Annotated in this window: 19 protein-coding genes; 12 read left to right on the plus strand and 7 right to left on the minus strand. The window is 71.1% G+C overall.

The annotated features are described in order from the left end of the window. Window positions 1-316: 316 nt before the first annotated feature. Together OG219_RS33410 and OG219_RS33415 are read right to left on the minus strand one after the other, a co-directional pair. Window positions 317-2,104 carry an ABC transporter ATP-binding protein gene (locus OG219_RS33410; RefSeq protein WP_266832839.1) on the minus strand — a complete coding sequence of 596 codons (1,788 nt, stop codon included), beginning with the start codon at window positions 2,102-2,104 and terminating at the stop codon, window positions 317-319. Beyond that, window positions 2,101-3,831 carry an ABC transporter ATP-binding protein gene (locus tag OG219_RS33415; protein WP_266832841.1) on the minus strand — a complete coding sequence of 577 codons (1,731 nt, stop codon included), beginning with the start codon at window positions 3,829-3,831 and terminating at the stop codon, window positions 2,101-2,103. Before OG219_RS33415 ends, OG219_RS33410 begins: the two co-directional genes overlap by 4 nt. 212 nt (window positions 3,832-4,043) lie before the next feature. On the opposite strand from OG219_RS33415, the gene OG219_RS33420 reads away from it, so the two are divergent. Continuing rightward, complete coding sequence (locus tag OG219_RS33420; RefSeq protein WP_266832842.1) at window positions 4,044-6,017, plus strand: zinc ribbon domain-containing protein; 1,974 nt, start codon at window positions 4,044-4,046, stop codon at window positions 6,015-6,017. On the opposite strand, the gene OG219_RS33425 is transcribed toward OG219_RS33420, so the two are convergent. Next, on the minus strand, window positions 5,948-7,906 hold the full coding sequence (locus OG219_RS33425) for an ABC transporter ATP-binding protein (protein ID WP_266832844.1): 1,959 nt from the start codon (window positions 7,904-7,906) through the stop codon (window positions 5,948-5,950). The genes OG219_RS33420 and OG219_RS33425 overlap by 70 nt on opposite strands. Beyond that, on the minus strand, window positions 7,903-9,852 hold the full coding sequence (locus OG219_RS33430) for an ABC transporter ATP-binding protein (RefSeq protein WP_266832846.1): 1,950 nt from the start codon (window positions 9,850-9,852) through the stop codon (window positions 7,903-7,905). The genes OG219_RS33425 and OG219_RS33430 overlap by 4 nt, the downstream gene beginning before the upstream one ends. A 206-nt stretch (window positions 9,853-10,058) precedes the next feature. On the opposite strand from OG219_RS33430, the gene OG219_RS33435 reads away from it, so the two are divergent. Genes OG219_RS33435 through OG219_RS33450 form a run of 4 tightly spaced genes read left to right on the plus strand, consistent with a single transcriptional unit; the run spans window position 10,059 to window position 13,641 of the window. Next, complete coding sequence (locus OG219_RS33435; RefSeq protein WP_266832848.1) at window positions 10,059-10,973, plus strand: ABC transporter ATP-binding protein; 915 nt, start codon at window positions 10,059-10,061, stop codon at window positions 10,971-10,973. Continuing rightward, window positions 10,970-11,719, plus strand: a complete 750-nt coding sequence (locus tag OG219_RS33440) for an ABC transporter permease (RefSeq protein WP_266832850.1) — start codon at window positions 10,970-10,972, stop codon at window positions 11,717-11,719. The genes OG219_RS33435 and OG219_RS33440 overlap by 4 nt, the downstream gene beginning before the upstream one ends. A gap of 22 nt (window positions 11,720-11,741) precedes the next feature. Further along, window positions 11,742-13,007, plus strand: a complete 1,266-nt coding sequence (locus tag OG219_RS33445; RefSeq protein ID WP_266832852.1) for a sensor histidine kinase — start codon at window positions 11,742-11,744, stop codon at window positions 13,005-13,007. Continuing rightward, the gene (locus tag OG219_RS33450) at window positions 12,997-13,641 is read left to right on the plus strand and encodes a response regulator transcription factor (RefSeq protein WP_266832853.1); all 645 of its coding nucleotides are present in this window, start codon (window positions 12,997-12,999) and stop codon (window positions 13,639-13,641) included. Before OG219_RS33445 ends, OG219_RS33450 begins: the two co-directional genes overlap by 11 nt. Here the strand turns inward: OG219_RS33450 and OG219_RS33455 are convergent, their stop codons facing one another. From OG219_RS33455 to glgX, 3 genes are all read right to left on the minus strand, one after another. Further along, the gene (locus tag OG219_RS33455; RefSeq protein WP_266832854.1) at window positions 13,642-15,054 is read right to left on the minus strand and encodes a sulfatase; all 1,413 of its coding nucleotides are present in this window, start codon (window positions 15,052-15,054) and stop codon (window positions 13,642-13,644) included. Window positions 15,055-15,142: 88 nt separating this feature from the next. Continuing rightward, the gene (locus OG219_RS48285; RefSeq protein WP_353962409.1) at window positions 15,143-15,238 is read right to left on the minus strand and encodes a putative leader peptide; all 96 of its coding nucleotides are present in this window, start codon (window positions 15,236-15,238) and stop codon (window positions 15,143-15,145) included. Window positions 15,239-15,401: 163 nt separating this feature from the next. Then, entirely contained in the window at window positions 15,402-17,657 is a 2,256-nt protein-coding gene (gene glgX / locus OG219_RS33460; RefSeq protein ID WP_266832856.1) for a glycogen debranching protein GlgX, read from the minus strand. A gap of 151 nt (window positions 17,658-17,808) precedes the next feature. Between glgX and OG219_RS33465 the strand changes: the two genes are divergently transcribed. The 7 genes from OG219_RS33465 (at window position 17,809) to OG219_RS33495 (ending at window position 25,450) form a co-directional block, all read left to right on the plus strand. Then, window positions 17,809-19,041, plus strand: a complete 1,233-nt coding sequence (locus OG219_RS33465) for an Ig-like domain-containing protein (protein WP_266832858.1) — start codon at window positions 17,809-17,811, stop codon at window positions 19,039-19,041. A 180-nt stretch (window positions 19,042-19,221) separates the two neighbouring features. Beyond that, a complete protein-coding gene (locus OG219_RS33470) occupies window positions 19,222-20,472 on the plus strand; it encodes an Ig-like domain-containing protein (protein ID WP_266832860.1) in 1,251 nt (416 codons plus the stop codon). Between the two features lie 81 nt (window positions 20,473-20,553). Continuing rightward, window positions 20,554-21,321 (plus strand): enoyl-CoA hydratase/isomerase family protein, encoded by a 768-nt coding sequence (locus OG219_RS33475; protein ID WP_266832862.1) that lies wholly within the window; start codon window positions 20,554-20,556, stop codon window positions 21,319-21,321. 310 nt (window positions 21,322-21,631) lie between these two features. Continuing rightward, on the plus strand, window positions 21,632-22,135 hold the full coding sequence (locus OG219_RS33480; RefSeq protein ID WP_266474855.1) for an ATP-binding protein: 504 nt from the start codon (window positions 21,632-21,634) through the stop codon (window positions 22,133-22,135). A 622-nt stretch (window positions 22,136-22,757) separates the two neighbouring features. Further along, the gene (locus OG219_RS33485; protein ID WP_266832864.1) at window positions 22,758-23,588 is read left to right on the plus strand and encodes a polysaccharide deacetylase family protein; all 831 of its coding nucleotides are present in this window, start codon (window positions 22,758-22,760) and stop codon (window positions 23,586-23,588) included. Then, window positions 23,588-24,772 (plus strand): YncE family protein, encoded by a 1,185-nt coding sequence (locus tag OG219_RS33490; protein WP_266832866.1) that lies wholly within the window; start codon window positions 23,588-23,590, stop codon window positions 24,770-24,772. Before OG219_RS33485 ends, OG219_RS33490 begins: the two co-directional genes overlap by 1 nt. 78 nt (window positions 24,773-24,850) lie before the next feature. Continuing rightward, on the plus strand, window positions 24,851-25,450 hold the full coding sequence (locus tag OG219_RS33495) for an ADP-ribosyltransferase (RefSeq protein WP_266832868.1): 600 nt from the start codon (window positions 24,851-24,853) through the stop codon (window positions 25,448-25,450). Window positions 25,451-25,457: the final 7 nt, after the last annotated feature.

Raw genomic sequence — 25,457 nt, forward strand, 5'->3', positions numbered from 1 at the left:
ACGGCCAGGGGAGACCGGACGAAGGGTGACCGTCCGGGCAGAACAGGGCGGTACGCGGAACCATGTGCGGGTGCAGGTGCGGAGGTGTTGCGGCACGCCACAGCGGTGTTGCCGGTGGGGCTGTGGGGTTGCTGTGAAGTAACCGTGGGAAGAGTGGCAGTGGAATGCGCTGTCTGTCAGGAGCGCATCAAGAAATTGGCCGGAAATCGTTCGTTGTCCGGGTGGCCATGTTCGGTATGCGGAGGGATGGTTGAGCCCCGCAGGCACACGCTCCTCCTCGCTCGGAAGCGGGGCCCGGGACCTCGGCAGGCGGCCCTCAGTCGGCAGGCCGCCCCTCGCCGTGCCACGAGTGCCACAGCGCCGCGTACGCGCCGTCGGCCGCCACCAGGTCGTCGTGCGTGCCGAGTTCGGTCAGCCGGCCGTCCTCCATGACGGCCACCCGGTCCGCGTCGTGCGCCGTGTGCAGCCGGTGCGCGATCGCGATGACGGTGCGACCTTCGAGTACGGCGGCCAGCGCGCGCTCGGTGTGGCGGGCGGTCGTCGGGTCGAGGAGCGCCGTGGCCTCGTCGAGGATGAGTGTGTGCGGGTCCGCCAGGACGACGCGGGCCAGGGCGAGTTGCTGAGCACGCGAGCCGTCCGTGGGGTGCCCGCCCGAGCCCAGCTCGGTGTCCAGGCCGTCCGGCAGTTCCCCGGCCCAGTCGTCGGCGCCGACCGCCGCGAGCGCCGCCCACAACTCGGCGTCGGTGGCGGCCGGTTCGGCGATCAGCAGATTGTCGCGGACCGTGCCAAGGAACACGTGGTGCTCCTGGGTGACGAGGACGACCTGCCGCCGCAGCTGCTCCGGATCGAGGCCGACGATCGGCACCCGGCCCACTGTCACCGAGCCCGAGCTCGGCGCGTCGACACCCGCGAGCAGCCTGCTCAGCGTGGTCTTCCCGGCGCCGGACGGGCCGACCACGGCCAGCCGCTCCCCGGGCCGCACGGTCAGGTCGACCCCGCGCAGCACCTCGCCCCCGCGGTCGTACGAATAGCGCACGTCCGTCACGTCGATCCGGTCGTCCACCGGGGCGGGCGAGCCGGTCGCGGAGGTGCCGGATGCAGGGGTGCCGGACGCGGAGGTGGCCCGCGGAGCCTGGGCGAGCCCCTCGACGCGGGCGAAGGACGCGCTGCTGCTCTGCAGCTGCTCGACCCGGTTCAGGATCGTGTCCAGCGGGTCGACGAGCTGCATCAGATACAGCGCCGCCGCGACCACCGCACCCAGGCTCATCGCACCCCGCGCGTGCAGCGCGCCGCCCACCAGCAGCACGGTGACCACGGGGACGGCGTACGAGATCTCCACCAGCGGGAAGAACACGTTGCGCAGGAACAGCGTCCGCATCCGGGTGCGGCGCAGTGTCTCGATCGCGTCCCGGCTCGCGACGGTCCGGCGACGCTGCAGCCCGAAGGCCTCGACCGTGCGGGCGCCCGAGGCGGTGGCCCCGAGGATCTCGGCCACCTCCGAGGTGGCGGCGCCCTCGGCGAGATAGGCGGTGCGCGCCCGGCGCAGATACCAGCGCGTGGCGAACCAGATGCCGACCAGGCCGAGGACCCCGCAGCCGCCGAGCAGCGGGTCCAGGGCGAAGACCGCGCCGAGGATGAACAGCGACTGCACAGAGCAGATGAGCAGTTCGGGCAGGGCGTCGCGCAAGGTGGTGCCCACCATGGCGACGTCCGCAGTGCCGCGCGCCGTCAGATCGCCCGTGCCGGCCCGCTCCACCACCGAGGCGGGCAGCGCGAGCGCCCGCTCGACGAACTCCTCGCGCACCCGAGCCAGCGTCCGCTCCCCGAATCGGTGTCCCACATACCGGGCGGCCCGCGCCACCAGCACCTGCGTCAGCGCGCACACCAGGATGACGAGCGCCAGCCGGTCCACGACGCCCACCCCGGCCCCGCCCCGCACCTCGTCGATGATCCGCCCCAGCAGCCACGGCCCGACCAGACCGGCCCCGGCGGCCAGCGCGTTGAGGGCGAGCACGAAGGCGAAAGCCCGCCCGTCCACCCTGATCAGCCGGACCGAGGCCCGGCGCACGTCGGCCTCCTCGGCGACCGGCAGCTGCCCGCTCATCGCACGGCCTCCTCGTCCTCTACGTCCTCTGCGTCCGCGTCCCGGGCCACCAGCGCGCGGTACTCCGGCTCCCCGTCGAGGAGTTCGCGGTGACTGCCACTGGCCGCGACCTTGCCGTCCACCAGGTAGGACACGGTGTCCACCTGGTCGAGCAGGAGCGGTGACGTGCTGGTCACCACCGTCGTACGGCCGTGGCGCGCGGCCCGCAGGCGGGCGGCGACGGTCGCCTCGGTGTGGGCGTCGAGCGCCGAGGTCGGCTCGACCGCGAGCAGCACCTCGGGATCGGCGAGGAGCGCCCGCACCAGGCGTACGCGCTGCCGTTGGCCTCCGGACAGACTTCGGCCCTGCGCGTCGACGGCCGAGTCGAGTCCGTCCGGCAGCCCGAGGACGATGTCGTCCGCGACGGCCGCGTGCACGGCCCGCGAGACGGCCTGCTCGTCGTGGTCGCGCCGGCCGGAGACCAGGTCGCGCAGGGTGCCCGCGAACAGATCGGCCTCGTTGTCCGCGACCAGGATCCGCCGCCGCAGCTGGGACAGGTCGATCTCGTCCAGGCGTACGCCGCCCCAGGTCGCCGCCGACTCCGCGTACCGCCCGAGCCGGTCGACCACCGCGGCGGAGTCCGCGGGGCGGGCGCCGACCAGCGCGGTCAGCCTGCCCGGCGCCACCCGCACACCGGACTCCGGGTCGAGGAGCGTCGACGGCTCCGCGGGGGCGTCCTGTGCGGCGCCGTCGGTGGCCAGCGGCTCAAGGGCCAGGAACCGTACGACGCGCCGGGCGGCCACCAGCCCCCGGCTGACCTGGTAGCCGCACTCGATGAGGAACGCCACCGGCATCACCAGGACCGCGACATAGCCGTACACGGACACCAACTCGCCGATGGTGATGGACCCTTGAGCGGCGAGCCGGGCCGCCAGCCAGGTCACGACGGCGAGGAACACCGTCGGCAGCCCGAGCCCGAGCGACTGGATCCAGCTGGTCACCGCCCCGACCCGGTACCCCTGCGCCCGCAGCTCCTGCGAGTCGCGGCGGAAGGAGTCGGCGAACAGCCCTTTGCCGCCAAGACCGTTGAGGACACGCAGCCCGCTCGCGAGGTCGCCGATCCGGGCGGTCAGCACACCCTGCCGTTCGCGGTATTCGGTCTCCGCGCCCTGCAGCCGCCCCATCATCGGCCCGAGGAGCACGGTGATCACCGGCACACCGAGCAGGATCACCACGGAAAGCTGGACCGAGACCGACAGCAGCAGCGCGGCCACGACACCGTAGGTGAGGACCCCGGCCACACCGGGACCGACCACGGTCAGGGAGGTGGCGATGGTCTGGACGTCGCCGACGCCGATCGTGACGACCTCACCGGCCCCCACCTGGCGCGACAGCGCGGCACCCAGCCGGGTCGCCTGCCCCACCACGACCTTGACCGTACGGAAGTGGGCGTCCATCCGGAGCTTGGTCATCGTGCGGTGCCGCAACATGCCCAGCAGGGCGTTGAACACCCCCGCGCCCAGCATGGCCGCGGCCCAGCCCACCAGCGCCGCCTCGTCGCCCGGCTCCAGACCGTCGTCGATCGCGCGCGACAGCAGGTACGGCGTCAGCGCGAGCAGCCCCATCCAGACGGTCGCCAGCGCCGCCCCGGCCACCGAGCGGCCCGCCTGTCTGGTGCACAGCCACCACAGATACCGGCCGCCGCCACGGCAGTCGGGCGTGCCCGGGTCTTCGTACGCGTCGATCATCCGCCCCACCCTCTGCGCGCCCCTGTGTGCTGCCCGGCCGCTATACGAGGCTCACGTATTTCCTTAGGTATCCGTAGCGATTGGTCATCCGCTGGCGTCATGCCGTGTGCTCGGTGTTGGTGTCGTATGTGAGTACCCGGATCGAATGCGTGACCTTCCGTGGGGAGTGTCGTTGATCGGATGACAGCATCGCGGGCGGGAAGGGGGCATGGGTGAGCCGGAAACTGCCGCTTGCCGAGGGTGAGACCGCCCGCACCGCCTGCGCTCGTGGTCTCCTGCGTACCGGCGTGGAGGAGAAGACGGGTGAACCCCTGTCCGCCTCGGTGCTGGCGGAGCGGGTGGGATGGGCTGCTGATCTGGTGTCGGGCATGGTCTCCGCGCTGCTGGCCGACCACTGGAACGCCACCGACGTTGACGCACTGGCCTGCGGTGAGGACGCCGAGGGCCGCAGGCTGCCGTCGAACGCCTGGATGGCCCTGCGCCGCTTGGGCTGGACCGTCGGCCCGTGCGAGGGCATCCGCGTCAACGACCGGATCGTGCGGATGGCCCAGGAGTGGGCCGGGCGCACCCTGCGCGCGGCGAAGTGGCGTGCCGATCTGACCGCCGGAGTGCTTGCGGCCTGGCCCGCCGACCCTGCCAGGCGCTCCCCGCAGGAGTGGGATGCGGCGCGGGAGGCGGTGCCCGGCGGGCAGTCCCTGCCATCCAGCGTGATCAAGTCCCGCACCCGGCAGATCACCTCGTTCGCCGCCCGGCACGCCCGGATGCCGGTCGATGTGTTCGAGCTGGAGGCGGCGCCGCGGATCGCACACATGCTGTTGCTGTCCGCGTGCGACGGGCAGCAGGTCACCATCGAACGCGCCGACGATCCGGGCCGGGCGCTGCTGCGCGTGCAGTTGCCGACCCGCCCTGATCCGCGGTCCTACGCGGACTGGACGTGGGTGGCCTGTCCGATCAAGCTGCCGCCGACGGTCCCGGCCGGTGCGATGCTGCACCTGCCGACCCTGCGTATCCGCCAGGGCCGGGTGCGGGCCGATCTCGCCTACACCCACGCCGTCCCCAGAACCCGGCGGACCGGGCATGTGGTCGCGTTGGGCGTGGACTGGGGTCTGAACACCCTGCTGTCCGCCGGAGCTGCCCGGCTTCACGATGACGGAACCATCGCCGCCCTCGGCGGCGGCGGCATGTTCCGCGCGGCAGGTGTCCTGGCGAAACAGCACCGGCTGCGCCGCCTGTCCGAACACCTGCACACCAAGGCCGACCAGTATCAGCTGCTCATCAGCGGGGCCGAACACCACCACCTGACTGGCCGGCACACGGTCCTGGCCGACGAGATCCGTCATGTGTCCGACCGGCGGTCGAACCTCAACGACGCCCTGGCCTGGGCTGCCGCCCGTTGGGCCGTGGATCAGGCCGTCGCCGCCGGGGCGAGCGTCATCTACGTCGAAGACCTCCGCTCGATGGAAGCCCGCGGGATGGGCCGCGCGGTCAACACCCGCGTGTCCCAGCAGGTGCGCGGCCGGATCGTGGACCGGATGCGGCACCTCGCCGCCGAGGCCGGCATCGCCGTGGTCACCGTTCCGGCGCGGGGCACGTCCAGGCACTGCCCGCAGTGCCTGGACGTGCTGCGGCACCGCAAGGCCCCCGATCGGCCCACCACGGCGGGCTGGAAGTGGGCCGTCTGCGGCTCCTGCGGCTGGCAGGGCGACCGCGACCAGGGGGCGTGGCGGCGCATCGCCGCCCGCGGCCTCACCCACCAGGCCAAGACCGTCACTGACCGCACCAGCGGGGCCATGGCCATCCGCACCGTGGTGGACAGACTCGAAGCGGGCGCGGTCATCACACCGCCCGTGCCGAAGACCAGCCGGACGGACCGGTCCAAGACCGGGCCCACCCGGCACCGCGCCACATGTCCGACGCCCAGGCGACGCCGGACACCCTCCCCCACCAGACCCCCGGGTCCGGCGGGTAAGCGTCCGGAGGGACACGCCCACACGGACCGGACCCGGCTGCCCCGCGCAGCCCACCGGCACCAGCGCGTGACGACGATCAGCACACCCACCACCAGCCGACACAGGCCACGAGGAGCAGCACTGGGCGCGGGGTTCCACCTGCACGCTCACGCCACTCCTCCACGGTGGGCAGAACCCGCGCCAGGCGCTACTTCTTGCCTGGGATCGCTGAACTGATCAGAGACGCTGTCCTGCCACGCCCGATGCAGATCCGCGAACTTGCCGCGGTCCGCGACGAGTTCGGCCGGAGTGCCGTCCTCGACGAGGTGGCCGTGCTCCATCACAAGGACCCGGTCGGCGATCTCCACCGTCGACAGCCGGTGCGCGATGACCACCGCCGTACGGCCGCGCAGGACCGTCGACATGGCGCGCTGGACCGCCCGTTCGCCCGGGACGTCCAGGGAGCTGGTCGCCTCGTCGAGGATGAGGACCGCCGGGTCGGCGAGCAACGCCCGGGCGAAGGCGACCAGTTGGCGCTGGCCCGCCGAGATGCGGCCGCCCCGTTTGCGTACGTCCGTGTCGTAGCCCTCGGGCAGGGAGCTGATGAAGTCGTGGGCGCCGATCGCCTTCGCGGCGCGCTCGATGTCCTCACGGGTCGCGTCGGGGCGGCCGATGGCGATGTTCTCGGCGACCGTGCCGGAGAACAGGAACGCCTCCTGGGTCACCATCACCACCCCGCGCCGCAGCTCAGGCACGGGCAGCTCGCGCAGGTCGACACCGTCGAGGAGGACCCGGCCGTCGGAGGGGTCGTAGAAGCGGGCCAATAGCTTGGCGAGCGTCGACTTGCCCGCGCCCGTCGAGCCGACGACGGCCACCGTCTGCCCGGCCGGGAGGGTGAGGTCGAAGGTGGACAGGACCTCGCCGCCGGTGCGGTAGGCGAAGCGGACCCCGTCGAAGACGACCTCGCGGCCGGGGTGTCGGGACGCGAGAGCGGGCAGTTGCTTCGGCGCGGCCGGCTCAGGAACGGAGGGGTCCTGGGCCAGCAGGCCCGCGATCTTCTCCAGCGAAGCCGCCGCGGACTGGTAGGAGTTGAGGAACATGCCCAGGCGGTCGATCGGGTCGTACAGACGGCGGAGATACAACACGGCGGCGGCCAGCACGCCCAGCGCCAGCGAGTCCGTGACCACCCGATGGGCGCCCCACAGCACGATCCCCGCGACGGCCGTGTTGGCGACCAGACGGGAGCCGATGACATAGCGGGCCATCTCCAGGATGGCGTCGCCGTTCGTCCGCTCGTGGTGCCGGTTGAGCGTCCCGAACTCCGCGTCGTTGGTGGCCTCGCGGCGGAACGCCCGCACCGGGCGGATGCCGTTCATCGTCTCCGCGAACTTCACGATGACGGCGGCGATCGCGGTCGAGCGCATCGCGAAGATACGGCCCGCGCGGCGCTGGTAGAGCCGGATGAGCAGATACAGCGGCACGAAGGACGCGACCGCCACCGCGCCAAGACCCAGGTCGAGCCAGAGCAGCATCGCCGAGATGTAGACGAAGGACAGGATGACCGTGACGAGCTCCTGCAGGCCCTCGCTGAGGAGTTCACGCAGTGACTCGACGTCCGTCGTGGACCGGGAGATCAGCCGGCCCGAGGTGTACCGCTCGTGGAAGTCGATGCTGAGCGCCTGCGCATGCCGGAAGATACGGCCGCGCAGGTCGAGCAGCACGTCCTGGTTGACGCGGGCGGACGCGAGGATGAAGGCGTATTGGAGCGCGCCGGAGGCCACCGAGCAGAGCAGGTACGCGACCGCCACCGCGATCAGCGGGCCGTTGTCGTCGCTCCGGAACGCCGGTACGGCGCGGTCGATGGCGTACGCGACGAGCAGCGGGCCCGCCTGGACCGCGGCCTGCTGAAGCAGGAGCAGGACGGAGGTCAGGACCACGCGGGACCTGAGCGGGGCGAGCAGCGAACGCAGCAGCGCGGCGGTCGCGCCCGGGGGCGTGGGGAGGGCGTCGCGGTCGAAGGGGTCCGTGTGCTGCGGGGGTTGTGGTGCGGGGTTGCCCTTGCCTTTGCCTCTGCTTTTGTCCCTGCCCTTGTCCTTGCCCGGCGCGGTCGTCGTGGGCGCCGTCATCGGTCGTCCTCCTCTGTGCCCGACATCAGATGGGCGTACTCGGCGTTCGTGCGCAGCAGTTCGTGGTGGGTGCCCACCGCGGTGATGCGGCCGCCGGAGAGCAGGGCCACTCGGTCCGCGAGCAGGACCGTGGACGGGCGGTGCGCCACGATCAGGGCGGTCGTGTCCGCCAGTACGCGGCGCAGTGCCGCCTCGACCGCGGCCTCCGTGTGCACGTCCAGGGCCGACAAGGGGTCGTCGAGGACCAGGAAGCGGGGGCTGCCGACCACCGCTCTCGCCAGGGCGAGGCGTTGGCGCTGGCCGCCGGAGAGGCTCAGGCCCTGTTCGCCGACCTGGGTGTCCGTGCCCTGTGGCAGGGCGTGGGCGAACTCCGCCTGCGCGACGGTGAGTGCGCGGTCCAACTCCGGTTGGCCCGCGTCGTCCTCGGCGCCCATGAGGACGTTCTCGCCGACGCTTGCCGAGAAGAGGGTGGGTTCCTCGAAGGCGACGGCTACGCGTGTGCGGAGTTCCTCGCGGGGCATCTCCGTGATGTCCTCGCCGTCCAGGGTGATGCGGCCGGATGTCACCTCGTGGAGGCGGGGGACGAGGGCGGTGAGGGTGGTCTTGCCGGTGCCGGTTGCGCCTACCAGGGCCATGCTCTCGCCGGGGCGGATGTGCAGGTCTATGCGGTCGAGGATGGGTGGGGTGTCCTCGGGGGCGTCGGGGTAGCGGAACCGGACGTTGTGGAACTGGAGGCCGCCGGTTGAACCTGCACCCGGGGTGGGGGCTGGGGTCGGGGTGGGTGCGCAACTCGGCGCCTGCGAGGTGCCGCTGTGCCCACCCGTGCCGCCCCTAGCGGCACGCATGCCCACAGCGGGGGCGGTTGCGGCGGTGCGCGTGCCAGCAGCGGGGGCGGATGCCGCGGCGCGCGTGCCGCCAGCGGGGGCGGTCTGCGTCTCCGGCTTCTCGTCCATCACCTCGAAATACCGTTCCGTTGCCGTCGCTGCCTCCTGGCTCATCGCGAGGAGGAAGCCGATCGAGTCGACCGGCCAGCGGAGGGCGAGGGCGGTGGAGAGGAAGGCGACCAGGGTGCCGGCGGAGAGGTGGCCGTCGGCGACCTGGACGGTGCCGAGGACGAGGGCGGCGCCGATGGCGAGTTCGGGGAGGGTGACGATGACGGCCCAGATGGAGGCGAGGAGACGGGCCTTGGCGAGTTCCGTGCCGCGCAGGGTCCGCGACAGCTCGCGGAACGCGCGGGCCTGGCTGCGATGGCGCCCGAAGCCCTTGATGATGCGGATGCCGAGCACGCTCTCCTCGACGACCGTCGTCAGGTCGCCCACCTGGTCCTGCGCCCGCCGCGCCACCTTCGAGTACCGCCGCTCGAAGAGCCAGCAGACGAACATCACGGGGAGGGCCGGAGCGAGCAGCACCAGCCCGAGCGTCCACTCCTGGGCCAGCATGATGGCCATGCCCGCGAGGATCGTCACGGAGTTGACCAGCAGGAAGGTCAACGGGAACGCCAGGAACATCCGCAGCAGCATCAGGTCCGTGGTGCCCCGGGACAGCAGCTGCCCGGAGGCCCAGCGGTCGTGGAAGGCGACAGGCAGCCGCTGGAGATGCCGGTACAGATCCGCCCGCATCGCCGCCTCGACACCCGCCAGGGGCCGTGCCACCAGCCACCGCCGCAGCCCGAACAGCAAGGCCTCCGCCAGCCCGAACAGCAGCAGATACAGCGCCCCGAGCCACACCCCCGCGGAGTCCCGGTCGGCGACCGGCCCGTCCACCATCCACTTCAGCACGAGTGGAATCACCAGCCCCGAACAGGAGGCGAGCACCGCGACCAACGCGGCGGTGAACAGCCGCCCGCGCACCGGCCGGACGTACGGCCACAGCCGCAGCAGCGTGCGAACGGCCGACCGGCCACCGGTCTTCTCGGGGTCCTTGGTGGTTACAGGTGTTGTCGCCATCAGCAGGGAGCCTACGGATCGGCACTGACAACGCCCACCGAGTTTTGGCCGTACCAGGATCGGCCGCTGGTCCTACGACCTGCGTGTGAGAGGGGTCGTACCGCGAAGACCGAGGGGGTTGTAGGACGGCATCAACCGATCGGCTGATGCCGCTTCGAGCGGGACGGCCGATGGTGCGGGTCCCGCTCCGCAGGGAGCCTCGAAGCATGTCATCCACACCTGTCATCGAAGTGACCGACCTGCGGAAGTCCTACGGCGGCCGCCCCGTCGTGGACGGCGTCTCCCTCGCCGTGGAGGAGGGTGAGATCTTCGGCATCCTCGGCCCGAACGGTGCGGGGAAGACCACCACCGTCGAGTGCGTCGAGGGCCTGCGGATCCCCGACGCGGGCCGGGTCCGGGTCACCGGCCTCGACCCCGTCGCCGAGCACGCGCGCGTGGCGCGTGTGCTCGGCGCGCAGCTCCAGGAGAGCGAGCTGCAGGCCAAGCTCACCGTCCGCGAGGCCCTTGAGCTGTACGCCGCGTTCCACGAGAGGCCCGCCGACTGGCGGCCCCTGGCCGAGCGCCTCGGCCTCACCGGCAAGCTGAGCTCCCGGTTCGGCAAGCTCTCCGGCGGCCAGAAGCAGCGCCTGTTCATCGCGCTCGCCCTGATCGGCAACCCGCGGATCGTCGTCCTGGACGAGCTCACCACCGGCCTCGACCCGCGCGCCCGCCGGGACACCTGGGAGCTCATCGAGGACATCCGCGCGAACGGCGTGACCGTCCTCCTGGTCACCCACTTCATGGAGGAGGCCCAGCGCCTGTGCGACCGGATCGCCGTGATCGACAAGGGCCGGGTCGCCGCTCTGGACACCCCGGCCGGCCTCATCCGCCGCTCGGCCGGTGCCACCGTCATCAGTTTCACCCCGTCGGCGCCGCTCGACGACCGTGACCTGAACGGGCTGCCCGCCCTCGCGTCGGTCGAGCACAAGGACGGCCGGATCACGCTCGCCGGCACCGACGACACCGTCAACGCGGTCATCACCATGCTGGCCCGCAACCGGGTCACCGCCTACCAACTCCGCGTCACCGACGCCACGTTGGACGACGCGTTCCTCGACCTCACGAAGGAGGCAGCGGCATGAGCGCGACCGTCGTCGACACCGCCGTACTGAAGACCGAGATCCGCCTCTTCCGCCGCGAGCCGGGCAGCCTCTTCTGGATCCTGCTGTTCCCGACCCTGCTGCTGGTGATCCTGGGCTCCATCCCGTCCTTCCGCGAACCCGAGTCGGGTCTGGACGGCCTGCGGACCGTCGACGCCTACGTCCCGGTGGCCGTACTGCTCGGCCTGATCGTCGGCGGACTCCAGGCGATGCCCCAGACCCTCACCGGCTACCGCGAGCGCGGCATCCTGCGCCGGATGTCCACGACACCGGTCCGGCCCGTCGCCCTGCTCTCCGCACAGATGCTGGTCTACGGCGGTGCCGCGCTGGCGTCCGCGCTGCTCGCCCTCGCGGTCGGCCGGCTCGCCTTCGACGTAACGCTGCCGGAGCAGGCCTTCGGATACGCCGTCGCCCTCGTCCTCACCGTCCTGGTCGCCCTCGCGCTGGGCGCGGTGATCTCCGCGCTGTCCCGGACGACGAAGATCGCGGGCGCCATCGGGTCCGCCGTCTTCTTCCCGGCGATGTTCTGCGCGGGCCTGTGGATGCCGGTGCAGACCATGCCCGACGTACTGGCCCGCATCGTCGGCTACACCCCGTTCGGCGCGGCGGCCCAGGCCCTGAACCAGGCGGCGGCGGGCCACTGGCCGGGCTGGGACCACCTCGGCGTGCTCGTGGCCTGGACCGTCCTGCTCACGGCCGGCGCCGCGCGCTGGTTCCGGTGGGAATAGCGGGGCCGTGCAGACTGGGTGCATGACCGTGGCGGACGCGCAGATCGAGCGGCGCTGGCAGCAGGTGCACACCTGGGGGCCGTACGCGCTGCTCGGTGTCGGGGTCCTCCTCTCGGCCGTCTCCAGCGAACTGATGGCCGCCCCCGGCGAGTGGTACGCGGCCGGGGGCCTGGTCCTCGCCGCGATCGTGCTCCAGCTCTGGTGGAACGGCACCCGCTCCCGCAGGACCGGCCGCGGCCGGACCCCGTCCCGTGCCGGGACGGCGTACTACGTCGTCCGCTGGGCGATCGCCTTCGCGCTCACCTGGATCAACCCGTTCTTCGCGTTCTACGCGGCCACCGGCTACATGGACGCCGACGAGCTCATCGCCGGCATGTGGCGGCGGCTCGGGCTGTTCGCCAGCGCGGTCACCGTGGCCGGCGCGCAGTCCGGGGGACTGCCGCCGAAGAGCGTGCCCCAGTGGATCGGGTTCGCCGGGCTCCTGGTCGCCAACTCCGCCCTGCAGACGGTGATCGCCCATCTCACCGAGCAGGAGGAGCAGCGCTCCCGCGACCGGGCCGCCACCATCACCGAACTCGAACGCACCAACACGGCGCTGCAGCAGGCCCTCGACGAGAACGCCGCCCTGCACGCCCAACTCCTCGTCCAGGCAAGGGAAGCCGGAGTCGCCGACGAACGCCGCCGCCTCGCCGCCGAGATCCACGACACCATCGCCCAGGGCCTCACCGGCATCATCGCCCAGCTCCAGGTCGTCGCGAACGCCCCCGACCTCGACATCGCCCGCACCCACCTCGACCGCGCCTCCGCCCTCGCCCGGCACAGCCTCGGCGAGGCCCGCCGCTCCGTGCAGAACCTCGCCCCCGTGGCGCTGGCCGACGACGGACTGCCCGAAGCCCTGAAGAACACGGTCGCCGAATGGGGCGAACGGACGGGCGTACGCGCCGGGTTCACCGTCACCGGCGCCGCCGAACAACTCCACGACGAGGTCTCGGCGACCCTGCTGCGCATCGCACAGGAGGCCCTGTCCAACGCCTCCCGGCACGCTCGGGCCGCCCGCGTCGGCGTCACCCTCACCTTCCTCGGCGACGAGGTGATCCTCGACATCCGCGACGACGGACGGGGCTTCGACCCCCTCGCCGTCCCCGAACGCACCCGCACCGGCGGCTTCGGTCTCGACGGCATGCGCGCCCGCGCCGAACGCATCGCGGGCTCCCTGACGGTGGAGTCGGAGCCAGGTCACGGCACGGCCTTGTCGGCTCGCGTACCGTTGGTCCGCCATGACCGATGACGCCGCGATCTCCCTCCTCATCGTCGACGACCATCCCGTCGTACGGGACGGCCTGCGCGGCATGTTCGAGTCGGCGCCCGGCTTCCGGGTCCTGGGGGAGGCGTCGAACGGGACCGAGGCCGTCGAGCTCGCCGCCGAGCTCGACCCCGACGTGATCCTGATGGACCTGCGCATGCCGGGCGGCGGCGGTGTCGAGGCGATCGCCCACCTCACCCGCACCGGCGCCCGCGCCCGGATCCTGGTCCTCACCACGTACGACACCGACTCCGACACCCTCCCCGCGATCGAGGCGGGCGCGACGGGCTACCTCCTCAAGGACGCCCCGCGCGACGAACTCTTCACCGCCGTCCGCGCCGCCGCGGAAGGCCGCAGCGTCCTCTCCCCGGCCGTCGCCTCCCGCCTGGTCACCGCGGTCCGGACGCCCAGGGCCCCCGGCAACGAGCCGCTCTCCGCGCGAGAACGCGAGGTGCTGGCCCTGGTCGCCAGGGGCACGTCCAACCGTGAGATCGCCCGCGAACTGTTCATCAGCGAGGCGACCGTGAAGACCCATCTCACCCACCTGTACGGCAAGTTGGGCGTCAAGGACCGGGCGGCGGCGGTGGCGACGGCGTACGACCGCGGGATCCTGGGCTGATCAGGAGGCGGGGTACGGCAGCAGGCCGCCCGCCGTCCTCTCCCAGGCGGCCTTGAGCTCCGCGAGCAACTCCGGCCGGTCCGCCGCGAGGTCGGCCTGCTCGCGGGAGTCCGCGGTCAGGTCGTAGAGGTGGTCGACGCCGTCGGCGGCCTGGTGGTACTTCCAGTCCCCGCGCCGCAGCGCCCGGTTGCCCCGGACCCGCCAGAAGAGGTCGCGCTCGCCCACCTCCTCGCCGCGCAGCAGGTACCCGGCCAGGCTGGTGCCGTCCAGTGGGTACGCCGGGTCCGGCCGCGCACCGCCCAGCTCCAGCAGCGTCGCCGTCCAGTCCGGTGAGAACGCCGGCTCGTGGCTGACCTGGTTGCCGTCGAGGCGGGCGGGCCACCGCACGATGGTCGGCACCCGGATACCGCCTTCGAGCAGCGAGGCCTTCTCCCCGCTGAGCGGCCAGTTGTACGAGAAGCGTTCGCCGCCGTTGTCGCTGGCGAACAGCACCACCGTGTTCTCCTCCTGACCGGCCCGGCGCAGCGCGGTGAGCACCTCCCCGACGGCGGCGTCGAGGCTCTCCACCATCTGCGTGTACTTCTCGACCGAGCCGCCGTCGTTGTGCAGGAGCGCGGCGGTCACCTGCGCCTGGCTGCTCGCGGCCCGGATCTTCGCCGCGATCTCGGCGCCGGTCCCCGCGTCGTCCTCCGCGAGCCAGGGCCAGTGCGGGGTGGTGAAGTTGAGGTTGAGCAGCCACGGCTCGTCGTGCTCGCGGCTCACGTACTCCACGGCCCGCTCGGTCAGCACCTCCGTGTAGTAACGCAGGTCCTTGTACTCCGCGTCGCCCTCGTACAGGTCGTAGTCACCGAGCTGTCCGAGCTTGGAGAAGTACTCCAGTACGCCCCCGAAGTTGCCGAAGAACTCGTCCCACCCCGACTTGGTGGGCCCGTAGTCCGGCAGGAAGCCGCAGTGCCACTTGCCGATGAGCGCGGTGGAGTAGCCCGCCTTCTTCAGCAGGGAGGCGAGCGTGGGGTGGCTGGGGTCGAGCCCCTGGGTCCTGTTGGCGATGGGCTCGGCGAGACCGCCCTTCGTACGTCCCGGATAGCGCCCGGTGTACAGACTGAACCGGGTCGGCGAGCAGGTGGCCGACCCGGAGTACGCGTCGGTGAACCGCACCCCTTGCCGGGCCAGCCGGTCCAGGTTCGGCGTCCTGATGTGCGGTGCGCCGTACGAGGAGAGGTCGGCCCAGCCGAGGTCGTCGCCCAGGATGACGAGGATGTTGGGGCGCCGGCCGGATCCGGAGGCGGTGGTACGGGCCCGGAACGGCCGCTCGGCGGCGGCTGCTTCGGTGGCAGTGGCGGTTCCGGCAACGGCGGTCACGGCACCGCCACCGAGCAGACCACCGAAGACCCGACGGGATATTTCGGACATGCGGGTTCCTCAGAACAGACGTGTCCCGCGACGGGACACGCAGGAAGGAAAGGAAGGGGGGAGAGGGAGGGCAGCGGAGACCGCGGGGTCAGCGACAGATGGCGCTGGACTGCCGGCACAGGTCGACGTGGCGCCGCTCCACGAGCGCGACGACCGCGCACGGGTGATCAGCGGAGATCCTCATGACCACGGACGTTGCCAGCGGTGAGGTTGAGCGTCAAGAAGTCGTCCAAGCGTTGGACAAGTCAGCCCGACCGGCGTTTGAGGACGAGCCCTTCGGGCGAACGGGGGTCTGGGGGCGGAGCCCCCAGGTACGGGACGGGTAGGGGCGGAGGGGGCGAACAAACTCACCCCACCACCCGCAGCAACAACACCGCCCGAGCCGGCACAGTGACCGCGGCCCCCGCCCGATGCACCACCCCGGGAGCCTCCGCCTGCGACTCCCGCGAGGTGTCCACCACCACCTCGTACCGCGAGGCCCACGGCGGCCCGGGCAGTACGAAACTCACCGGCCGGTCCCCGGCATGCAGCACGGCGAGAAAACTGTCGTCCACGACAGGCACCCCCCGTGCGTCCCGCCCGGGAATGTCCCGCCCGGACAGATACATGCCCAGCGTCGCGGCCGGCGCGTACCAGTCCCGCTCGGTCATCTCCGTCCCCCGCGCGGTGAACCACGCCAGGTCCCGCAACCCGTCCACGGAATGCGCCCGCCCGGAGAAGAACGCCCGCCGCCGCAGCACAGGATGCTCGTGCCGCAGCGCGATCAGCCGCGAGGTCAGCTCGAACAGCGCCCGCCACCCGGGATCGTCGAGCTGCGACCAGTCGACCCAGCTGATCTCGTTGTCCTGGCAGTACGCGTTGTTGCTGCCGCGCTGGGTCCGCCCGAACTCGTCCCCGGCGACCAGCATCGGCACCCCGGTCGACAGCAGCAGACTCGTCAGCAGGTTCCTCAACTGCCGCCGCCGCAGGGCCCGTACGCGCTCGTCGTCCGTCTCTCCCTCGGCCCCGCAGTTCCACGACCGGTTGTCGTCCGAACCGTCCCGGTTCCCTTCACCGTTCGCCTCGTTGTGCTTGCGCTCGTAGGAGACGAGGTCCCGGAGCGTGAACCCGTCGTGGGCGGTGACGAAATTCACCGAGGCGTAGGGACGCCGCCCGCCCCAGGCGTAAAGATCACTCGACCCCGAAAGCCGGTATCCCAGATCCCGTACGTCGGGCAGCGCCCCCCGCCAGAAGTCCCGCACGGCGTTGCGATAGCGGTCGTTCCACTCCGTCCACAGCGGTGGGAAGGCCCCCACCTGATATCCCCCGGACCCCACGTCCCAGGGCTCCGCGATCAGCTTCACCCGCCGCAGCACCGGGTCCTGGGCGATGACGGCCAGGAACGGCGACAGCATGTCGACGTCGTGCATCGACCGGGCCAGCGCGGCGGCCAGGTCGAACCGGAAGCCGTCCACCCCCATCTCCTGCACCCAGTACCGCAGCGAGTCCGTGATCAGCCGCAGCACATGAGGCTGCACCACGTGCAGCGTGTTCCCGCACCCCGTGTAGTCCGCGTACCGCCGGGCGTCGGTCTGCAGCCGGTAGTACCCGCGGTTGTCGATACCGCGCAGGGACAGCATGGGCCCCAACTCGCCCGCCTCGGCGGTGTGGTTGTAGACCACGTCGAGGATCACCTCGATCCCGGCGGCGTGCAGCGCCCGTACCATCCGCTTGAACTCGCCGACCTGCTGACCGGTGGTCCCGGAGGCGGCGTATCCGGCGTGCGGCGCGAAGTACCCGATCGAGTTGTAGCCCCAGTAGTTCTTGAGGCCCTTCCGCAGCAGATGGTCCTCGTGCGCGAACTGGTGCACCGGCAGCAGCTCCACGGCCGTGACCCCCAGCCGCACCAGGTGGTCGATGGCGGCGGGGTGCGCCAACCCGGCGTACGTGCCCCGGAGTTCCTCCGGGATCCCGGGGTGCAGACGGGTGAATCCGCGCACATGCAGTTCGTAGATCACCGAGTCGGCCCACGGGGTCTTCGGGCGGTGGTCGTCCGACCAGTCCTCGTCGTCGTGGACCACGACACCCTTGGGGACGTACGGCGCAGAGTCCCGGTCGTCGCGCACGGTGTCCGCGACCTGCTGCTGGGGCCAGTCGCGGACGTGCCCGTACACCTCGGGCGGCAGGCTGAAGTCGCCGTCCACGGCACGGGCGTACGGGTCCAGGAGCAGTTTCGCCGGGTTCCAGCGGGCGCCGGTCCAGGGGTCCCAGCGGCCGTGCACCCGGAAGCCGTAGCGGCGGCCGGGGAGCACGCCGGGCACGAAGCCGTGCCAGATCTCGTGGGTCAGCTCGGTCAGCGGGACCCGGATCTCGGCGCCCTCCTCGTCGAAGAGGCACAGCTCGACGGACTCCGCGCCACCCGCCCACAGAGCGAAGTTGGTGCCCGTGACGCCGTCGGGGCCGACGCGGAAGCGCGCGCCCAGCGGGGTCGGGGCGCCGGGCCACACGGACACGGCGGGCGCCGCACGCGACGCGCCGTTCATCAGAGGGGCGGGCTGCGCGGGCAGCACGCCGCCCGCCGTACGCCCCTCCTGTACTGCCTCCTGCTCGGGTGCGCTCGACACCGGTCAGCCTCCTGCGGCTCGATGGAACGACGCGAAAAGGGCCGTTGGCGTCCCGGCCACCGCTCTCCGTCGAGTCGTTCTCCCCACTGTTCTGCCCAGCGCTTGGCTCGCACTCACGTTTCCCCAGAGAGGCGCAGTCGTTGGGCCCCTCGTGAAGCACGTACAGACACGCGCGCGGCGCGCAGGGGCCGCGCTGGCCGCCGTACTGACCTGGGCCGGCCTGCTGGCCGGAGCCTCCGGCTGCACCTCGAACGGGATGGACGAGGTACTGGGCAAACCTCCGTCGCCCGAGGAAGTCATCCGCGTCTCGCCGGACGACCAGAGCAAGGCCGTCGGCCCGGACAAGTCGATCCGGGTACGGGTGTCCAGCGGGCGCCTGGAGTCCGTGCAGGTGGTCAAGGAGCAGGACGCACAGGAGTCCCCGGTGCCCGGAAGCATCTCCGAGGACGGGATGCGCTGGCGGCCCGACGACGAACGGCTCGCCCTCGCCGCCAGGTACACCGTCGACGTGGTGGCCCTCGACGGGTACGGGCGGCGCTCGGCGCGGCACACGACGTTCACGACGTTCGTCCCCGACGAGCGGTTCATCGGATACGTCACCCCGGAGAACCGCTCCACCGTCGGCACCGGGATGATCGTCTCCCTCGAGTTCAACCGGGAGATCGAGAACCGGGCCGCCGTCGAGCGCGCGGTCCAGGTGGTCGCGGAGCCGGCGGTCGAGGTCCGCCCGCACTGGTTCGGCAAGGACCGCCTGGACTTCCGGCCCGAGAGGTACTGGAAGCCGGGGACGAAGGTCACGGTCACGCTGGGGCTGCGGGACGTCGAGGCGGCCCCCGGCGTGTACGGGCTGCAGTACAAGACCTTCTCGTTCACGGTCGGCCGCAGCCAGGTCAGTCTCGTCGACGCCGCCGACCACACCATGGAGGTGCGCCGCGACGGGGAGCTTCTCGCGACCGTGCCGATCACCGCGGGCGCCCCCAAGAGCACGACGTACAACGGGAAGATGGTGGTCACCGAGATGCTCGAGGTGACCCGGATGAACGGCGCCACGGTCGGCTTCAAGAAGGCCAACGGCAAGGGCGAGTACGACATCCCGGACGTCCCACACGCGATGCGCCTCACCAACTCCGGGACCTTCCTGCACGGCAACTACTGGGCGGAGGGCGTCTTCGGCAACACCAATGTCAGCCACGGCTGCGTGGGCCTGAAGGACGTGAAGGGCGGCGGCTCGGACACCCCGGCGGGCTGGTTCTTCGACCGCAGCCTCATCGGTGACGTCGTCGAGGTCGTCAACAGCAGAGACAAAAAGGTCGCTCCCGACAACGGGCTCGGCGGGTGGAACATGAACTGGAAGCAGTGGAAAGCGGGCGGCGCCGTGAAGTAGGGCGACAAAGGGGGACGCGCACGACGGGTTCCGGCTCGCCCCCACACGGCTGAAGTTGGGACTGAACAGTGACAATCCCGGGGAGCCATCCCTTCTGGCCGTGTGATTAATTAGCGCGATGTGCGCGTGGGACGCGTTGGGGTGCGGGCCTGGACCAGGCCGTGCGAGGGGAGAACGAACTTGAACGGGCGACCGATATCGGGGCCGTCGGTTGGCGCGCGGGCACGGGGAAGCAAGGGGGTCCTGGCGCTGCTGCTGGGGGTGCTGTTGCTCGTCGTGACCGCGTGTGGCGGGGGAGGGGACTCGGATTCCGGGTCCGGGGACGGGAAGGGCAAGAGCACCGGGAGTTCGGAGACGGCGGACACCAAGGTCTCGGAGGCCGTCGTGTCCATCGTCCCGAAGAACGGCGCCGGCGGAGTGGCCACCAGCGGCGCCCTCAAGGTGACCGCGGCCAAGGGCAAGCTGACCGAGGTCACCGTCGAGGACGCCAAGGGCAACGATGTCGAGGGCGAGATAACCGGCGGGGGCGCCACCTGGACGCCCTCGACGCACCTTGCCTCATCCACCAAGTACAAGGTCCACGCGGTGGCCAAGGACTCCGGTGGCCGTGAGGCCGCCGAGGAGTCCGCGTTCACCACGCTGACCCCGAAGAACACCTTCGTCGGCATCTTCACGCCGGAGGACGGTTCCAAGGTCGGCGTCGGAATGCCCTTCTCGGTCAACTTCACCCGGGGCATCACGCACCCCGAGGACGTCGAGAAGGCGATCACCATCAAGACCGAGCCCGCGGTGGACGTGGAAGGCCACTGGTTCGGCAACGACCGCCTCGACTTCCGTCCCGAGGAGTACTGGAAGGCCGGTACGAAGGTGACGGTGGAGCTCAACCTCGACGGTGTCGAGGGACGGCCCGGCGTCTACGGCAACCAGGCCAAGACCGTGTCCTTCACGATCGGCCGCAGCCAGGTCTCCACCGTCGACGTCAAGACCAAGACGATGACCGTCAAGCGCGACGGCAAGACCATCAAGACCATCCCGGTGACCACCGGCAAGCCCGGCTACGACACCTGGAACGGCCAGATGGTCATCACCGACCGCCTCGAAGTGACCCGGATGAACGGCGAGACGGTCGGCTACGCCGGCGAGTACGACATCAAGGACGTGCCGCACGCCCAGCGCCTGACCACCTCCGGCACCTTCATCCACGGCAACTACTGGGGCGGCAGCGCCTTCGGCAACTACAACGCCAGTCACGGCTGCATCGGCCTCAAGGACGTCCGCGGCGGCTACGACGGCAAGGTGGCCGCGGCCTGGTTCTTCAACCAGTCGATGACCGGCGACGTGGTGGTCGTGAAGAACTCCAACGACAGGATCGTCGACCCGGACAACGGCCTCAACGGCTGGAACATGTCCTGGGAGAAGTGGAAGGCGTAAGTCCCTTCCGGCGTACGGGCCCGGTGTGCTGTGACCTAGCACACCGGGCCCATTGTCGTTAACGGCCGCTAACCTGCTGCCATGACTGTGCATCTCGAAGTGGCCGATGGCGTCGGCACCATCCGACTCGACCGTCCGCCGATGAACGCGCTGGACGTCGCCACGCAGGACCGGCTCAAGGAGCTCGCCGAGGAGGCCACGCGCCGCGACGACGTGCGCGCGGTGGTGCTGTACGGCGGGGAGAAGGTGTTCGCGGCGGGCGCGGACATCAAGGAGATGCAGGCCATGGACCACGCGGCGATGGTCGTACGGTCCCGGGCGCTGCAGGACTCCTTCACCGCCGTCGCCCGTATCCCCAAGCCGGTCGTCGCGGCGGTCACCGGCTACGCGCTGGGCGGGGGCTGCGAGTTGGCGCTGTGCGCGGACTACCGCATCGCCGGCGAGAACGCGAAGCTCGGGCAGCCGGAGGTCCTGCTCGGCCTGATCCCCGGCGCCGGCGGCACCCAGCGGCTGTCCCGGCTGATCGGCCCCTCGCGGGCGAAGGACCTCATCTTCACCGGGCGCATGGTGAAGGCCGACGAGGCGCTGACGCTCGGCCTGGTGGACCGGGTCGTACCCGCCGAGGAGGTGTACGCCCAGGCGCACGCGTGGGCCGCGAAGCTGGCGCAGGGACCCGCGATCGCGCTGCGTGCCGCGAAGGAGTCCGTCGACGCGGGTCTGGAGACCGACATCGAGACCGGGCTCGCGATCGAACGGAACTGGTTCGCCGGGCTGTTCGCGACGGAGGACCGGGAGCGGGGGATGCGGAGCTTCGTGGAGGAGGGGCCGGGGAAGGCGAAGTTCCGCTGAATCCCGCAGCGTGAGTTGGTTGAATCTCACGCGACAAGTTCCGCTGATCCACTTGCAGTTGACGCGATGTCTTACCCGGCGTCCCCCGAAGGGCTGGTTTATGCGAGCCTTAAGGCAACCTTAAGGCTGCCTTGTCGGGGGAGGTCGGAGATTGCTCCCCGGCGGACGGTTCGGGCAGGTCAGATGGGCCCTGGTGGGCGCTGAACTGCCTGTGGCATATGCCGATCGGATGCTGCGGAATAGGGGGTTCCGGGGGGCGTATTCCTTCGGAACGGCCCCGAAGGGCGCTTTGGGCGGCCATGATGGGGTCATGGCGGGGCTGGAGGGTATCGAACCGCCGCGGCGGCACGGGGGTGCGACCGCGGCGCGCTGGACGCCTGCGGTCGAGGACGAACAGGCGCTCAAGGCGCTGGAGTTGTTCGGCAATCCGACCGAGGCGGAGGTGCCGCTGCCGTCCCGTCCGGAGTCCGCGGCCACCGCGCGGCGGCTCACCCAGGTCGTGGTCCTGCGGCACTGGGGCCTCTCGCCGAAAATGACCGAAGACGCCGTGTTATTGGTCTCCGAACTCGTCGGCAACGCCGTACGGCACACCGGCGCCCGCGTCTTCGGGCTCCGGATGCGCCGCCGCCGGGGGTGGATCCGCATCGAGGTCCGCGACCCCTCGCGCGGCCTTCCCTGTCTGATGCCGGTCCAGGAAATGGACCTGAGCGGCCGCGGCCTCTTCCTCGTCGACAAGCTCTCCGACCGCTGGGGCGTCGACCTCCTCCCCCGCGGCAAGACCACCTGGTTCGAAATGCGCGTCGCCGACCGCTGAATCCACGAAAGCCCCGGCCGATGGACGGCCGGGGCTTCCGGAGGCGCCGCAGAACTATTTGGGGTGTGAACCACGGCACCGGCGACAACCAACGCCCGGGTCAATGGGTGGAGGTCGCACCGCCGACTATCTCAGACGCGGCTGAGTGATCCAAAAGACGGTGGGGTCCGGCACGCGGGCGGGTTACGGCACGCGGTGCTGCCGCTTGCGAGGCGGTGACGTGGAGTTTCTGTGCGGTGGCGGGCCGCGCGACGCGCGGTCGCCTCATGCGCTCGGCGCGTGCGTAGCGGGCGCTCGCCTTCGCGGCGGCTCCGCCTTCTGCGCCCCTGCGGCGGGCGCTCCGTCCTCGTGGTGGCTCCGCGTTCTGTGCGTCGCACGGTTGTCTCATGTGCTCGGCGCCTGCGTTGCGGCGCTCCGCCCTTGTGTCGGCTGCGCGTTCTGCGCCTCTGCGGCGGGCGTTCCGCCCTCGTGGCGCCCCCGCGCTCTGCGCGACGCGCGGTTGTCTCATGCGCTCGACGCGTGCGTAGCGGGCGCTCCGCCCTCGCGGCGCCCCCGCGTTCCGCGCCCCGCGACCCGCCCCCCAATAGGTGCAATCGCCGATTTTCACCGCAACTCACCTTAAATGGTGCGGGTGACCACGCCCGATCACCCCCCTCAGCCGCCCCCCGAAGGAATCGCCGCGCGTACCGCGCCCGATCGGCGGGCGGTGTTGCGTTCGGGTGGCGCGTTCGCGGCCGGGGCCTTCGTCACCGGGTGTTCCGCGAACGGGGCCGCAGCGCCGCACCCGGTCGCCCGCGCCCGCAGCGCACCCCCCGCCGCCCCCGCCGCACCCGCGCCGCGCCGGTTCCCGGACCAGCCCGTGGAGATCGCCCACGGACCCCGCACCCGGCCCCAAGTCGCCCTCACCTTCCACGGGCAGGGCGATCCCGCCATCGCCAGGGCGGTCCTCGGTGAGGCAGAGAAGGGCGGGGCCCACGTCACCGTGCTCGCCGTGGGGAGCTGGCTCGACGAACACCCCGATCTGGCGCGCCGCATCCTCGACGGGGGCCACGACCTCGGCAATCACACCCTCAGGCACCTCGACATCAACGCGATGCCGGAGACGGAGGCGGACGCGGAGATCCGGGGCTGCGCGCAGCGGTTGCGCCGGCTGACCGGGGCCATCGGCACCTGGTTCAGACCGTCCCGTACCGCCCGCGCCTCCCCGCTCGTCGAACGCCTCGCCCGCGCCGCGGGCTATCCGCACGTCCTCTCCTACGACGTCGACTCGCTCGACTTCACCTCGCCGGGCGCCCCCGCCGTCACTCGCAAGATCACCGGCGAGATCCGCAACGGATCCGTCGTGAGCCTGCACTTCGGGTACGCGGACACCGTCGCCGCGCTGCCCGCCGTCCTGGAAGAACTGAACCGCCGCGGCCTGCGCGCCGTCACCACCACGGAGTTGCTGAGCTGATGCACCCGAACCTCACGAAGCGCGCCCTGGTCGCGGGCGCGGTCCTCGCCGCCCTGGCCGCCTGCGGCACCGAGCACAAGGACCACGCGAACGAAGCGCTCGGCACCAAGGGCGTGGAAAGGCCGGTCCAGCCCACGAAGCCGCCGGCCGTCCGGGGCCTGCCCGGCATGCCTCCCGTGCTCGACCCGACGGACGTCTACGCCGCCGACCGCTCGGGCAAACTCTCCCCGGTGGTCAAGGACTTCCCGTCCCGCGTCTACGTCCCCAACACCGGGTCCGACACCGTCTCGGTCATCGACCCCAAGACGTACAAGGTCATCGACACCCTCCATGTCGGCCGCCAGCCCCAACACGTTGTCCCCTCCTGGGACATGAAGACGCTCTGGGTCAACAACAACCGCGGTCACACGCTCACCCCCATCGACCCGAAGACGGGGAAGGCGGGCAAGGAGGTCGAGGTGCACGACCCGTACAACCTCTACTTCACGCCCAACGGCAAGTACTCCATCGTCATGGCCTCCCTCGACCGCGAGCTGGTCTTCCGCGACGCACACACCATGAAGCGCGTGAAGACCGAACCGGTCAGCTGCTACGGCGTCAACCACGCCGACTTCTCGCCCGACGGCCGCTACTTCATCGTCTCCTGCGAGTTCAGCGGCGAACTGCTCAAGGTCGACACCGAGAAGATGAAGGTGATCGGTCAGCAGAAGCTCCCGTTCAAGGGCGCGATGCCGCAGGACGTGAAGATCTCGCCGGACGGCAAGAAGTTCTACATCGCCGACATGATGGCCGACGGCATGTGGGTCCTGGACGGCGACAAGTTCACCAAGCCCACGCTCCTCCGCACGGGCAAGGGCTGCCACGGCCTGTACGTCAGCCGCGACTCGCGCGAGATGTACATCTCCAACCGCGGCGAGGGCTCCATCTCCATCTTCGACTTCACCCAGAACAAGCTGACCAAGAAGTGGCACCTGCCCGACGGCGGCAGCCCCGACATGGGCGGCGTCTCGGCCGACGGCAAGGTCCTGTGGCTGTCCGGGCGTTACGACGCGGAGGTGTACGCCATCGACACCCGCACCGGCATCCAGCTCGCCCGCATCCCGGTCGGCAGCGGCCCGCACGGCCTCGCCGTGTACCCGCAGCCCGGCCGCTACTCGCTCGGCCACACCGGCATCTTCCGCTGACCACACGCCAGTTGGGACACGCCGTCGTACGAGTGACGGTCCCCGGCCCGCCGTCGCGGAACCGAGATGGTGATCACCATGATCACAACTCGCCTGCGGCGGCGGGCCGCTGCCGTCGTCCTGTCCCTGGCCGCCGTCTTCGCGACCTCCGCCGCCACCGTCCCCGCGTCCACCCCGGCCAAGGCCGCCGCCCCCGCCTGCCCCCAGTTCGCCGACCCGGTCAAGGCCGCCGCCGACCACCGCGTGGACGTCGACCGCATCACCCCGGAGCCCGTCTGGCGCAAGACCTGCGAAACGCTCTACCGCAGCGACGGCCGAGGCCCCGCGGCCGTCTTCGAGCAGGGCTTCTACCCGAAGGACGTCCTCACCGGCCAGTACGACATCGAGCAGTACGTGCTGGTCAACCAGCCCTCCCCGTACGTCTCCACGAGCTACGACCACGACCTCTACAAGACGTGGTGGAAGAGCGGCTACAACTACTACATCGACGCTCCCGGCGGCGTCGACGTCAACAAGACCATCGGCGACACCCACAAGTGGGCCGACCAGGTCGAGGTCGCCTTCCCCGGCGGCATCGCGCGCCAGTACATCATCGGCGTCTGCCCGGTCGACAAGAAGACCAAGACCGAGATCATGAGCGACTGCGAGAGCAACCCGTACTACGAGCCCTGGCACTGATCCGCCG

The sequence above is a fragment of the Streptomyces sp. NBC_00038 genome (assembly GCF_026343635.1).
GTDB lineage: Bacteria > Actinomycetota > Actinomycetes > Streptomycetales > Streptomycetaceae > Streptomyces.